We start from the raw sequence: 13,069 nt of genomic DNA on the forward strand, positions 1-13,069 counted from the left end.
CCCCCCTGCCTTGTGGGCGGCGGTTCGGACGTCCGCTGCGGTCAGGCTGGTCGTTGCGCTCGGTTAGATGTCGCGCTGAAGCGAACGCTGCCGGGCTCTAGGCAGACGGTGTGTTCACCAAGCGGATGCGTTGCGGGCTGCTGCCCGGGATCCGTTCGATGATTCCCCGTGCCTCGAGGTCAACCTTCACGTAGGTGCAATAATTGCGCAGCCTGCCGTGGGGAAAAGCGGCGTGGGCACCCAGCTCGTTCTGAGTGGAGGCAACAAGGTCCTTGAGTAAGACGGTACCGTCCGAGCGGTCTGGGAGCGCGAGGACCGCGAGAATGTGCGCTCGCACAAGCTCGCACAAGCTCGTATTGTTCGAGGTCCATGGTCCAGCCATCCAGACCGCCGGGACGGGTCGAGTTGAATATCTCGACTCGACCACGCTCTCGGGCGAGGTCGTCGGCCAACCAGGCACTGGTCGGCACCGGTGCGGAGTGCGGGTCTGGGCTCATCGCACGGTCCTCGGTGTTTCTCTTGGCATCAGAGTCAGCGGGATCAGTGAAGGTGGCGTCCGGTGAGGGGTTCCCCGTCGGTCGGCATGTCGGCGGGAGGTCCCTCGTAGACGACGCGGCCGCCGTCGTGGCCGGCGCCGGGGCCGAGGTCGACCACCGGATTCGACCGTCGTGAGCCTTTGATCGGTGTCTGGTCGATGACGACAAGATCGGCGGTTCGTGGAATCGAGCCGAGGACGAGGGAACTGACCGAGGTCCGCCTGGGTCCACTGCGCGAGCGGCAGGTCCACGTCGAAGAAGCCGGAATCGGCGAAAATCTGCCAAAACAGCGACCCCACCGCAAAGTTCGGAAACGTGATGGCGCCGCCGGTCTCGGCCACTTCGTGGTAGCTCAAGCTCTGTGGACCTGACAGCGTGTACGCCTTTTCGATGTGCCCGGGATGGGTGAGGGTCGCCGCAGCGGCCCGGCCGACATCGCGGGCGTCGATGAACGCGGTCCGGGGCCGGCCGGCGGGGACAAAAATCTCGCCACGCTCACGGATCGGTCCGGCGTACGTTGTCGACAAGTTCTGCATGAAGGAGTGTAGGTGCGGTCATCGATCTGCGTGAGGATGAAGTCGGCCAGGTCGTCACGGCTGATCTGCGTGCTGGCGTTCACCCCGACCCATCCGACCCGGTACGAGCCCCTTCCCGGCTTGTCGGTGAGGCGCGGGCCGCGAACGACTGTCCAGTCCAGTCCGGAGGACTCAAGTACGGCTAGGTGACCCTTGGCATCGGCCAACACATGACCGGCGAGTGTCTTGAGTAAGAAGCGGATGACCGTGTCGGGCACACCGGGACGGTCGGAAGGCGCCGGGAGCCCTCCACCTGAAAGGGTTACGACGCGAGTCACACCGTGGCGCTCCATCGCCGCCACAATCAGCGCCGTTCCTTTGGTCTGCAACGTGTGAGGCGAGCCCTTCACCTGCCCGAAGAGGCTGAGCACAGCATCCGAGCCCCGCACCATTCGATCTACAGCTGCGTCGTCAAGGACGTCTCCCCGGATAACCGTGAGTCGCGGCGACGATGTCGTCAGCTTGCCAGGGTCCCGGACGAGCGCGCGTACCTCCAAGCCCGCATCGAGCGCGCGGATGAGAACGCGGCTGCCAGTTCTGCCTGTCGCCCCAAAGATGCTGATCACGGTCATGGAAATAATTTAGCGGCTAAATCTTTCAGATTTCGAGCTCGGACGCCCGCCGTGACCAGAGCATCCGCTTTCGACAATGCGCTGGAGAGCCCCAGGGCGTCGAGATGGTCACCGAGCTTTGAGGTGACACCTTCGGCGAATCCCCAGACTCTGGGCAGGTGATACCCGTACCCTCAAATGAGCAAGGGGAGTATTCCGACACGGTTGGCTCGTCATTACGGATGCAGGGCGCATCCCGGGCCGCCGGTTCTCGTTCGCGGGAATGGAAAAGACCTTGGCGCATAATCAACGTCAAGATTGGATCCCCTAGTGGACGTGTCCCTGCTCGTCTGGACCATCACTATCGTCGTCACGATAGCTTTCTTCGTATTCGAATTCTTCGCCCATGTGCGAGTGCCGCACGAGCCGTCGATCCGTGAGTCCGCCCGGTGGTCGGCCTTCTACATCGGCCTGGCATTGCTTTTCGGTGTCGGCATCGGCATCGTCTCCGGGTGGACCTTCGGCGGCGAGTACTTCGCCGGCTATCTGACCGAAAAGGCTCTCTCGATCGACAACCTTTTCGTGTTCTTGCTCGTCATGACGGCCTTCGCCGTCCCGCGTGCCTATCAGCAGAAGGTCTTGCTGATCGGCATCGCGCTCGCACTTGTCATGCGCGGAATATTCATCGCGGTCGGCGCGACCCTGATCGCGAACTTCTCGTGGATCTTCTACCTTTTCGGCGCACTGCTCCTGTTGCTGGCTTACCGCCAGGCCTTTACGCATGGCGAGTCGAACCCGGCCAATGGCCGTCTCATGGGGTTTGTCAGGCGTCACCTTTCCGTGACCGACGAGTATCACGGAGACAAACTCACGGTCATGAAAGACGGCCGCCGCTTCGTGACCCCCATGCTGCTCGTGCTTGTCGCGATAGCCTTTGTCGACCTGATCTTCGCGGTCGACTCGATCCCAGCGATCTTCGGCCTCACCGACGAGGCGTACATCGTCTTCACCGCGAATGCCTTCGCGCTGATGGGTCTGCGCCAACTGTACTTTCTCATCGGCGGCCTGTTGCAGCGCCTGATCTACTTGGCCCAGGGACTCGCAGTGATCCTGGCCTTCATCGGAGTGAAGCTCGTGTTGCACGCGCTTAAGGTGAACGAACTGCCGTTCATCAACGGTGGCCAGCCCGTGCCGTGGGCCTTCGACATCCCGATCTGGTTCTCGCTCGTATTCATCGGGACCACGGTTGCGGTGGCCACCGCCGCCAGCCTCCTTAAGACCAAAGGCCAGCGAGTCCCCGTCGCTGATGTCGTCACTGAGCCCGCCGCCGAGGTGAGCGACCGTTGAGCACTCAGCAGGTGCTTCGGAGGCCCTGTCAGCGATCCAGCTCGCATTCCTGAACCTGTGACTGGCGCCGACGGCTAGGACGCCGGATTGTGTTCGGGGTGCTCCAAGGCACGACATAGCGGATGCCGTGGAGCACGCCGACGCGCGGATCGCTTCGTTGGCTGTGTCCGCAGCGGCGACGGGATCCTGGAAAACAGGCATCTGTCCTCCTCAACGACTGAGCGGGCTGAGCGCTTCCTCGACCGCAGGGTTCTTGTGCATGGCGAACTGGGTCCGGTGCAATTCCTCGTACCGCCCACCGACCGCCAGCAGTTCCTCGTGCGTACCACGCTCCACGATCGAGCCGTCCTCAACCACGAGGATCAGGTCTGCGCTGCGGATGGTGGAGAGGCGGTGTGCGATCACCATCGCGGTCCGGCCCGCGAGCGCCTCGCTGAGCGCCGCCTGCACGGCGGCCTCTGACGTCGAGTCCAGCGCCGCCGTCGCCTCGTCGAGGATGACGACGCGCGGCTGGGCGAGCAGGAGCCTCGCGATGGTCATCCGCTGGCGCTCACCCCCGGACAGTCGGTAGCCACGCTCTCCCACCATGGTGTCCAGCTGGTCCGGCAGGGACCTGATGAGAGGCTCGAGCCGCGCACGGCGGACGGCGTCCCACACCTCGTCGTCGGACGCCTCCGGCCTCGCAAGGCGCAGATTGGAGAGGATGGTCTCGTGGAACAGGTGGCCGTCCTGTGTGACCATGCCCAGGGTGTGCCGCATGGAGGCGAAGGTGACATCGCGGACATCCGTGCCCGCGAGGCGCACGGCGCCGCTGTCGACGTCATAGAGGCGCGAGAGGAGCTGCGCAATCGTGGACTTTCCGGCGCCGGACGTGCCAACGAGGGCAACAGTCTGCCCCGGCTCGATCCTGAAGGACACGCCGTGCAGCACCTCCTCGCCGCCGCGGGTGTCCAGCGTGGCAACCTCCTCGAGAGAGGCGAGGGACACTTTGTCTGCGGACGGGTAGGCGAAGCGGACGTTGTCGAATTCGACGGCCACCTGGCCTAGGGGGACGGCGACGGCGTCGGGCTTCTCCTTGATGAGCGGGTCGAGGTCCAGCACTTCGAAGACGCGCTCGAAGCTGACCACCGCGCTCATGATCTCTACCCGTGCGTTTGCGAGGCCGGTCAGCGGCGCGTAGAGGCGGGTGAGGAGCAGCGCCAGGGTGACCACGTCACCAGTATTCAGCTGGCCGGCAAGTGCGAGGAAGCCGCCGAGCCCATACACGAGCGCGAGGGCGAGGGCGGAGACGAGCATCAGTGCGGTGAAGAAGACGAACTGCAGCATCGCGGCCCGGACCCCGATGTCGCGGACACGGGCGGCGCGCACGCGGAACTCCTCGGCCTCCTCGTCGGGCCGGCCGAACAGCTTGACGAGGGTGGCGCCGGGCGCCGAGAAGCGCTCGGTCATCTGTGTGCTCATGGCGGAGTTGTGGTCGGCGGCCTCGCGGCGCAGCGCGGCGAGGCGGCTGCCCATGCGGCGCGCGGGGACCAGGAAGATGGGGAGCATGATCACGGCGAGGACCGTCACGAGCCATGAGGTGCTGAGCATGACGATCAGGGTGAGGATCAGCGCCACGAGGTTCGTGACCACGCCGGAAAGCGTGCCGCTGAAGGCCTGCTGAGCTCCGATCACATCGTTGTTAAGGCGGCTCACGAGGGCGCCCGTGCGTGTGCGGGTGAAGAACGCGATCGGCATCTTCTGCACGTGGTTGAAGACGGCGGTGCGGAGGTCGAGGATCACGCCTTCGCCGATCCGCGCCGAGTACCAGCGCGTCACCAGGGACACTGCGGCGTCGGCCACGGCTACGAGGGCGATGACAACGGCGATCCACACGATGGTGGTGACCCCGCCCTGGGCGACGATGACGTCGACCACTTGGCCGGCGAGTACCGGTGTCGCGACCGCGAGGAAAGCTCCAACGACTGAGAGGGCGATGAAGATCAGCAGCTTGGACCGGTAGGGCACCGCAAACCTCATGATCCGTCGCACGGACTCACGGGAGAAGCCGTGCTTGCCCTCCCGGGCGCGAGAAATCTTGTGGAGCGAGCTCCAGGCCGCGCCTTCCATGCTCATTGTGGTTCCTTCCGTGGGCAAACGACCAGTTTAGATGGCGACCTGGGTTTTCATCCGCGTGGCAGAGTCATTTTCCGAGCCATCATGACCTGGTTGCAGCCGCAGGAGACACGCCCGTGGGGTGCCCCGCTTGCCAGGTGCGTGCGGCCGGTTACCAGCGGCGCGCAGACGAGGCGGAGATGATCTTGAGCAGCGCGACCCACATCGCGTCGGCGTTCTCGAGCTCCGTCTGGCTGAGCGGACCCGCGCCGAGCAGATGCAGCACGATCAGGCCCGCGGGGGTGGGTCCCAGCCGGTCCAGCGCCTCGCGGGGGCCGGCCTGGTCGGTGTGCTCTGGTTCATTCGGGCAGGTACGCACAAGAGATGGGCTGAAACGGCGACGGAATCTAGATTCGTAATCCGCTCGCGAGAAGGTTCCACGCTCAGCTCAGGTGAAATGATGCCAGGAACGCAGACTTCATCTCACTCCGGTTGTCCTCTCCGCCGGCCAAAGCGATGTGGAGGGATCCTGCATGGAAAGCAATGATGACGTCCATCGTCCCGGGCGCGGCGGACGAGATAGTGCCGCGGAGGGTGCGTGCACCGTCCAGGTCGGCATAACTCTCGGTCACCAGCGTGCCGTCCTTGACGTTTGCGACAGCTCCGTCGAGCGAAGACTTCAGTAGCGAGTCAATATCGGCCGCGGTGAGCGCGGACAGTTCCACGCCGGTGGGGAGTAGCGGGGCGACAGGCGAAGACTGAACGGCCAAAGCCACGTCCTCGCGCTCCCAGACGGTCACGGTCAGGAGCACGGGTTGTCCGAAGACCACCTCCTCCTGGGTGGTGGTCGCCGGCGTGCCAGGAAACGTGACACTACTCAATCCGTCATCGGACACCCACGCGACCGCTTCGGCAGCTTCTGGAGTGTCGAACAGTGCCACTCGGGCATCGTCGGCGTACTCGAAGATGTACTGGCCGCCGAACCAGCCGACGACACCCACGAGAACAGTGACGACAAGCGCGCCCACCACGCGCGGTTTCTTACGCCTCACCTCAGCCGGTGTCAGCCGGGCATCGCCGGCCCGTCCGTCGGCTGCAGCGGAGGCTCGCAATTCGTGCAGTCGGGTGGAGACGGAAGCGAACTGGCGACGCGACCCCGGATAACCGGTGGTCGCAGAGTAGACGGGCAGCGGCAACCTGAACGGAAATCCATGCTGGTGCCCGCTCAGAGTCAGGGAGGTGACGGGTACCAACGAAACCAGCACCGAGTTGGTTTCCACAGTGGCAATTTCGTCCCAGAGCAGCACGTTCAGGGGCTGCTCTGAGCGTGCCGTCTTCCAGATGGAGATACCGGCGCGGTCCGCCGTTACGCCTGCGTATTGACCAAGCTTGGCACCGTTGACGGCGGCAAGCAACGCAACATCGGACCTCAGGCCTGCGGTGGTAGCAACAGGGAAGACGACGGAACCCGGGAAGCGAGCTTCGAGCTGGTTGACGAGGCGGCGAATGGATGCAACGGACGCCCAGTAGACGATACCCATCAAGGCAACGAACGCCGCCAGTACGATGCCGGCCGTCTGCGCCGCTCCGGAGACTTGCACAGAGGCGACCACGCTCGCAGCCAACACGAGCACTAGCCCGCACATCGTGACCCACAGGGCCACGCTCGGCTCAGGCAGGGGGCCGCTCCTCTCGCCCGTATCGAGCGGAGCGTCTCGTTTGGTGGAAGGACCGGAGCTCGCGTCCCGGTCGGACATGATCAGGGTGGGATCAACGGGGATGGTCATCTGCACACTATGCCCTGTCTGAACAGCAGATAGTGATGATTCGTCGCTATTTTCCACAACCGTCGGTCACGGGGAACGCACCTCGCGCAGACCCCTCGGCCGACAAAGAAGACCGCGGGAGGGGCATCCGCCTCGCGCTCGATGTGACCCGAAAACCAGTTGGTGCAGCTCTGTGCTTGACGCCAATGATCGGGCCGGATCTGCAAACTCGCAACAGCGGCGGCGGCTTCATAAGGTGGTGACATGACGACTTCGGGCAGCGAGCAATCTCCGGCAGCGAGGGTGTACTACGTCGGCTCCTACGAACCGCTCGTGCGCGAGAACGCCGAAGCAGTCGACGACGAGGACATCGTTCCCAGCAAGCATTCCGACGAGACCGATGTGTGGTTCACCGACTGGCAGGTCGCCGAAGACGGCATGAACGTAGAACTCGACGAACGCGTTGACTGGGACTTGGTGCGGATGGACCTGGCCTGGGTTGCCCGCCTGTTCGCGGGTCGGCGATCGATCCCGTTGCAGCTGGACACCTATGCTGACGCCGGGCGAGGCCTCGCCGACCTGTCGGAGCGAACCCACCTCGCCGGCCGGGTGGCCCGGATCGACCAGGTTTCGGTGCGATATGAACAGTCCACAGACCCTGCGGTGCGCGGGCTGGTGCCGGAACCGGGCGGAGCCATGCAGCACCGGGTGCTGAGCTTTCGCGACCGCCGTGCCCATCCCGGCAAGGTGGTCGGCTGGGTGGTGCGCGTGCGGGCGTAGGGGCCCGCGCGCCGCCTAGGTGTGGGGGAGCACCTGCTCCTCGATGACCACGATGGGCTGACCTGACACCGCTTTCAGTCCTTGGTCACGACACCAGTGGCGGAATCGAATGTCACGTGAACAAAACAGAGGGGCGGCCCACGCGGGCTGCCCCTTGTCAAAAATGGGAGGGGTCGTCAGCGCCCCTTCGGACCCGCAGGGTTCCCGCGTGTGAAGGACCAGCGGCCCAGCTGGGTAACGAAGATTCCACTAAGCACGACGCCGCAGACGACCAGAAACGCACGCATCCCATTACTTGACGCGATCGTTGCGGCGTTAACGAAGGCCAGCACCCCGCAGAACACCATCGCGGCCCAGCCCACGATCTGACTGCCGCTTGGTCGTTTGGCGTGACCATCCCGCCTTTCGGTCACGCTGTTCTCCTTCAGTTTTGTATTCATCAGCGTGGCCAGGCTGTCGTCGACATTGTGAAGTCCCCCATCGTTGCGGCGCTACTAACTTCCTTACACGGTCGCAGTGAATCGAATATGTGTCAAACCGCCTCGTGGCATGAACGAAGAAACTTGCGCCGCCGACGGTCTCCTCACCACGAGCCCGCCGGGTCCCTCGACGGTTGCGAGACGAACGACCGTAGGGTTGACGTACGCACGAACGATCGTGCTGAGTGGAATCCAGGAGGAACCATCGATGACGATTTTCCCACCCATCGCCCATGTGGCGCTCACGGTACGAGACCTCGAGGTGAGCATCCCTTGGTACACGCAGTTGTTCGAGGACGAGCCAGTGCTCGATGAGGACACCGGACCCTTCCGTCACGTCGTCTGGATGGTAAGCGGTACCCTCGTCGGGCTACACCAATTCCCTGACTCAGACGTGACGACGCCGTTCAGCGAGCGCCGTGCGGGCTTGGATCACGTCGCATTCGGCGTCGCGGACCGGTCCGAGCTGGAGCTTTGGGAGAAGCGCCTGGACCAGCTCGGCGTCAGCCACGACACCATCACAGACGCCGGATACGGGTCAGGCCTGTCTTTCCGCGATCCTGACGGGCTGCCGCTAGAGTTCTTCGCGCCGCCGGCCTGAGAATGGGCGGCACCGCGTGGGCGTACGCGGAGGACGACCTCTCGCCCGTCACGCATCGGTGGCGCATCGAAAACGCTGGCTGGAGGCGTCCAACGGGGAGGTGCATCGAGATCGATCCTGCAGCGGACCTTGCCGCTCGAAGCACGTGCTGGCGCTCGTTCGCTCACTGGGCGAGCGGCTGTGTGTCACTCATTGCCGTTCGTATCCGATGAGCCAGTGGAGTCCATGACGGTCAATGACCTGGCCATCCGAGGCGCCCCATGGCTTCGGGGCAAGGGGGTCGACGATCTGGCCGCCAACTGCAAGTTTGTTGAACCACTCGTGGAGAACTTCCGGTTTGGCGGCCCCCAGTAATGAGAGCATCATTCCTTGGAGTCGTACGCTCTTCTCGCCTGCTGCGGCATCGGATCCCGCTAAAGCAACGACGCCGGTGAGGACTCCGTGAGCTATGGAATCTGGCGGGCCGTCGCTGCGACCGAAGTCCTCGTAGGTGTGGAAGGAGAGCTCTCCACTGAAAATTTCCGCATAGAAGCCGAGTGCTTCGCGGGCTGTGCCGGGGAATGTGACATAGATCTGGGGCGCCGTCATGTGCAGAGCATACACACGACCTGTCACCATCGCGTCAACGCTATGAGGGTGCCCGCTGGAGGTTCACCTTGCGGTGTTCGTTGGGTGTTTGGCACCTCAGACGCATACCGTCAGCCCGCGGGGGGATGCGAAGCGAGCGTCTCAAAGGCGAGGGTGATGTCCGTGAGGTGGTCGCGAGCGATGACCGCGGTCAAGATCCGATCAGTGAATGCGACGCCGACGCCGTACACGTTCGGGTCCGTGTCCAGGTGCATCCCGGGGAGGTCGGCACCGTCAACTCGGACGGATGTGTGCTCGATGTGCGCTGTAGTCGCGGGTGAATCGAGCTCCCCCGGGAATCCTCCGGCTGCACGCTGCTCACGGAATGTGTTCATCACGACGTAGTTGACGTGATCGACGAGTGTGGACTCGGGGGTCTGCCATCCGTCGTTCGACGGACGGGTGGTCATGACCGCCTCCCAGAGCATCGGATAGCGTATCAGCGCGCGTTGCGCCATCAACCAGTCCGGCAGCGGCCGAATCGGCGGTGCGTCGAGCGCCGCTAGGTCCGCCGCTCCGAGATCTGCCAAATTGGCCGGATCCGCGTGGTCTCCGGGGACCTGCCAGAACGTGTACGAGAGTGACACCGTAGTGAGAAGGGCTGGCTCTCCGTTCATGGACGACTCCGTCGTGGAGACGCTTCGCAGCTCCAGAGCGGGCTGGGAAACCAACGACATCACCGGCACTCGAAATCGGGCGGTCACCTCCGCTATGGTCGGGGGCGCCGGGAAGTCCTCTGGATTGCTCTCTGAGAAGTACATGCTCACAACCTATCGACCGATCAACGCGGCAAGCAGGCGAAAACCCTCCGAACCAGCACACGAGGACGCTGTCGAGAAGTCCAGCAACTCCGTTGCGCGGGCGTGAGGGTTCGGCGCGCTGGACAGACAGTCAGGCGTGGCGGGTGCAACCCCAGCAGAGGTCTGACATCTCAGCGCACGCGCCGGGCGGAGAACTGCATGCGCGGATCCGCGTAGGAGTTTTGCGCCTGCACGAGCTGCAGTTCTCGCTCACCCGATTTGTAGGTCAGTTCGATGAGGTCGAACACGCTGGACGCGGTCCGTTCCAGCGCCACAGCGGCGTCACCCGTCGCGCGGTAGTGCGCCGAGAAGAGCGCCGCGGTGACATCACCCGATCCGTTCGCCTTGAAAGGAAGATGGGGAGTCTGCACGATCCAGGCGCCCGCAGCATCCACTGCGAGCATCTCGATGGTGCCGGGCTCGCGGTCGGGGCGTTCCACACTCGTCACGAGCACGGTGGACGGTCCCATCATTCGGGCGAGGTCGACGGAATCGAGTGTTGGCTGCATCGTCGATGGCTCGGTTCCGGTGAGGAATCCCAACTCGAACTGGTTCGGAGTGATGATGTCGGCCACGGGGACGACGCGATCCCGAAGTAGCACGGGGATCTCGGGCGCCACGAAGCATCCCGACTTCGCGTTACCCATCACGGGGTCGCACGCGTAGATGGCCGAGGGGTTCGCCGCCTTCACTCGCTTGACCGCATCCACGATGACGTCGCCGATGCCGGTGCCGCCCTGGTATCCCGAGAGCACGACGTCGATCTGGGGGAGCACCCCGCGTTCTTCGATACCGAGGATGACCTCGTGCACATCCTCGGGTGCAATGAGGGATCCGCGCCAGGCTCCGTACCCCGTGTGGTTGGAGAAGTGCACGGTGTTGACCGGCAGTACCTCGACCCCAATGCGCTGGAGGGGGAACACCGCGGCCGAGTTGCCAACGTGGCCGTAAGCGACGGCCGACTGAATCGAGAGAATCTTCACGACGTCCATCTTCCTCCCTTCGATCCGACCGGCTTGCAGTGGGGTGGCATGGCGGCAGTCCAGTGGACCGCCGATGCTGCGGGAATGTTGATTCCGAACTGCGACATCCCGCCTGAGACCTCTCGGAGAGTCGACGCATGAGCTCGCACAGGTCAGAGACGTGCGCGCAGGACGGGCGCGGCCTTCGTCGAAGTCCGGAATTTACGCTGCGTTCACCACTTCTGGCCCTTCCGTCCATTTTGATTCAACATTATGGACGAAGCGCCCAGACTGCCGATCACCTGGGTCAGAGAGCAGAACAGTGCAACGCCCGATTCTCATTTTCGACTTCGACGGCACCGTTGCCCTCGGCGACGGCCCCGTTTTGGCCTACGCCTCCATGGTGGCCGCCGCTGCCGGCCTCGGCGATCACCTACGTCGCGACACGGAACGGATGCTGGCGGCTGGAATCCATCTCAGCGCCACCGACGCCTACGACCTGGTGCGCATGCTCGCGGTGGGCTGTGGTGTCGAGCGGGCCGACCTCGACGAAGGCTACCGCCGCAGCCGCGACCTGCTTGCCACACCGACCGCACCCGTCGTCGCGCCCGACGGGCTCGCTGACTTTCTCGAAAACACCGGCGCCGAGCGGATGCTCGTCACCAACTCACCCACCACCCGGCTCGAGCAGGCACTGGTCTCGTTGGGGCTGGCCACCAGTTTCGACCGCATTGTCACCTCGGCTGGCAAACCCAGCGGCCTCGAACACCTGCTCGACGAGTTGCTGCAAGACGGGCCACGCAACATTCTGTGCATCGGCGACATCTGGCGCAACGATCTTGCCCCGGCCCACGCGCGAGGGCTGATAACCGCGCACGTCGGAATCTGGGGCACCGGAGATGAACCGGCCACCTACCGCGCCGCTGGAATCACCGCGCTTCTGCCCGACCTACGCGAGTGGGTGCGCACCATGACCATCAGCGAACCGGCCCGGCAATGACCGTCGTGACTGTCTCCCGTCGCCGTCGTCCGTTCGCCTCGCGGTGGGCCTACGCCTTCATCGCCCCGGCGGTCGTGGTATTCGCCGTCTTCACCATCGTGCCGACCTTGGCCACGCTCGGGATCTCCCTGTTCGAGTGGAACTGGCTGAATATCGGCCAGTCCACGCTGATCGGCCTCGACAACTACACCGCGATGGTCAGCGGGGCCATGCTCCCGTCTTTCTGGAGCACCCTCGCCGTCACCGCGAGTTTCGTGGTCAGCATGGTTGTAATCGTCACCGCGCTCGGGCTTGCCATCGCCGTGCTGCTGCGCCGGCCCACCCGGCTATCGATGTTTGGCCGGTCAGCGATTTTTCTCGCTTTCGTCACACCCCAGGTTGCCACCTCCATCTCCTGGATTTGGATGTATAACGATCGATTCGGTGTGATCAACGCCGTACTCGAGCGGCTCGCGTTGCCGCGCGTGAACTGGCTGGGTGACCCCGACACGGCGTTGCTCGCGATCCTCATCTACTCCCTGTGGCACGCCACCGGCTTCTCGATGATGATTTTCATCGGTGGGCTAGCCAGTGTCTCCCAGGAGCTCGGTGAGGCGGCCCGGATAGATGGCTGCAGCCACTGGCAGGAATTCTGGTACATCACCCTGCCCGAATTGCGGCCCTTCGTCGTCTTCGCGGTCATCATCGCCACGATCAACGCCCTGCAGGCCTTCACCCAGTTCTTCGTGATGACGGGCGGCGGGCCGGGATACTCGACCGCCACCCTGGGCTTTCAGGTCTACCAACAGGCGTTCGTGTCGCGTAACGCCGGGTACGCCGCCGCTCTGGCTGTCGTGCTGTTCGCCATCACAGCGGTCATGGCCTACGCCCAGCAGCGCGTGAACCGCCGCCTCGATCCCTGACGCGCCCATCTTTCCCCGCACTCTTTCCGTGTCTGTTCGTTCCCACTCT

At 64.1% G+C, this 13,069-nt stretch carries 14 protein-coding genes; 5 read left to right on the forward strand and 9 right to left on the reverse strand.

The genetic code is table 11. The features are described 5' to 3' along the window. Positions 1 to 97 precede the first annotated feature (97 nt). Positions 98 to 349: a DUF6958 family protein gene (locus tag D6T64_RS13590; protein ID WP_119975224.1), complete on the reverse strand. Its 252-nt coding sequence runs from the start codon at positions 347 to 349 to the stop codon at positions 98 to 100. Between the two features lie 539 nt (positions 350 to 888). After that, the gene (locus tag D6T64_RS13595; protein WP_199719164.1) at positions 889 to 1,683 is read right to left on the reverse strand and encodes an NAD(P)-dependent oxidoreductase; all 795 of its coding nucleotides are present in this window, start codon (positions 1,681 to 1,683) and stop codon (positions 889 to 891) included. Between the two features lie 309 nt (positions 1,684 to 1,992). Between D6T64_RS13595 and D6T64_RS13600 the strand changes: the two genes are divergently transcribed. Continuing rightward, positions 1,993 to 3,009: a TerC/Alx family metal homeostasis membrane protein gene (locus D6T64_RS13600; RefSeq protein WP_119975225.1), complete on the forward strand. Its 1,017-nt coding sequence runs from the start codon at positions 1,993 to 1,995 to the stop codon at positions 3,007 to 3,009. 210 nt (positions 3,010 to 3,219) lie between these two features. On the opposite strand, the gene D6T64_RS13605 is transcribed toward D6T64_RS13600, so the two are convergent. The 3 genes from D6T64_RS13605 to D6T64_RS13615 form a co-directional block, all read right to left on the reverse strand. Then, positions 3,220 to 5,124 (reverse strand): ABC transporter ATP-binding protein, encoded by a 1,905-nt coding sequence (locus tag D6T64_RS13605; protein WP_119975226.1) that lies wholly within the window; start codon positions 5,122 to 5,124, stop codon positions 3,220 to 3,222. A gap of 151 nt (positions 5,125 to 5,275) precedes the next feature. Further along, entirely contained in the window at positions 5,276 to 5,482 is a 207-nt protein-coding gene (locus D6T64_RS13610; RefSeq protein ID WP_119975227.1) for a hypothetical protein, read from the reverse strand. 64 nt (positions 5,483 to 5,546) lie between these two features. Continuing rightward, the gene (locus D6T64_RS13615) at positions 5,547 to 6,890 is read right to left on the reverse strand and encodes a hypothetical protein (RefSeq protein ID WP_147364569.1); all 1,344 of its coding nucleotides are present in this window, start codon (positions 6,888 to 6,890) and stop codon (positions 5,547 to 5,549) included. Between the two features lie 243 nt (positions 6,891 to 7,133). On the opposite strand from D6T64_RS13615, the gene D6T64_RS13620 reads away from it, so the two are divergent. After that, the gene (locus tag D6T64_RS13620; RefSeq protein ID WP_147364570.1) at positions 7,134 to 7,649 is read left to right on the forward strand and encodes a DUF6578 domain-containing protein; all 516 of its coding nucleotides are present in this window, start codon (positions 7,134 to 7,136) and stop codon (positions 7,647 to 7,649) included. 176 nt (positions 7,650 to 7,825) lie between these two features. Here the strand turns inward: D6T64_RS13620 and D6T64_RS22300 are convergent, their stop codons facing one another. Then, positions 7,826 to 8,089 carry a hypothetical protein gene (locus tag D6T64_RS22300; RefSeq protein ID WP_147364571.1) on the reverse strand — a complete coding sequence of 88 codons (264 nt, stop codon included), beginning with the start codon at positions 8,087 to 8,089 and terminating at the stop codon, positions 7,826 to 7,828. Between the two features lie 247 nt (positions 8,090 to 8,336). On the opposite strand from D6T64_RS22300, the gene D6T64_RS13625 reads away from it, so the two are divergent. Beyond that, positions 8,337 to 8,729, forward strand: a complete 393-nt coding sequence (locus tag D6T64_RS13625) for a VOC family protein (RefSeq protein WP_119975230.1) — start codon at positions 8,337 to 8,339, stop codon at positions 8,727 to 8,729. A gap of 189 nt (positions 8,730 to 8,918) precedes the next feature. Here the strand turns inward: D6T64_RS13625 and D6T64_RS13630 are convergent, their stop codons facing one another. The 3 genes from D6T64_RS13630 to pdxY all read right to left on the reverse strand — a co-directional run bounded on the left by D6T64_RS13630 (position 8,919) and on the right by pdxY (position 11,139). Beyond that, entirely contained in the window at positions 8,919 to 9,317 is a 399-nt protein-coding gene (locus D6T64_RS13630) for a VOC family protein (RefSeq protein ID WP_119975305.1), read from the reverse strand. Positions 9,318 to 9,427: 110 nt separating this feature from the next. Further along, positions 9,428 to 9,766, reverse strand: coding sequence for a hypothetical protein (locus D6T64_RS22305; RefSeq protein WP_147364572.1), 339 nt, complete (start codon positions 9,764 to 9,766; stop codon positions 9,428 to 9,430). A 521-nt stretch (positions 9,767 to 10,287) separates the two neighbouring features. Then, positions 10,288 to 11,139, reverse strand: coding sequence for a pyridoxal kinase PdxY (gene pdxY, locus D6T64_RS13640; RefSeq protein WP_119975306.1), 852 nt, complete (start codon positions 11,137 to 11,139; stop codon positions 10,288 to 10,290). A gap of 301 nt (positions 11,140 to 11,440) precedes the next feature. Between pdxY and D6T64_RS13645 the strand changes: the two genes are divergently transcribed. After that, on the forward strand, positions 11,441 to 12,118 hold the full coding sequence (locus D6T64_RS13645; protein ID WP_119975232.1) for an HAD family hydrolase: 678 nt from the start codon (positions 11,441 to 11,443) through the stop codon (positions 12,116 to 12,118). Beyond that, complete coding sequence (locus D6T64_RS13650; protein WP_119975233.1) at positions 12,115 to 13,020, forward strand: carbohydrate ABC transporter permease; 906 nt, start codon at positions 12,115 to 12,117, stop codon at positions 13,018 to 13,020. Before D6T64_RS13645 ends, D6T64_RS13650 begins: the two co-directional genes overlap by 4 nt. The last annotated feature ends 49 nt before the right edge of the window (positions 13,021 to 13,069 follow it).

Source organism: Cryobacterium melibiosiphilum (assembly GCF_003602235.1).
Taxonomy (GTDB): Bacteria; Actinomycetota; Actinomycetes; order Actinomycetales; family Microbacteriaceae; genus Cryobacterium; species Cryobacterium melibiosiphilum.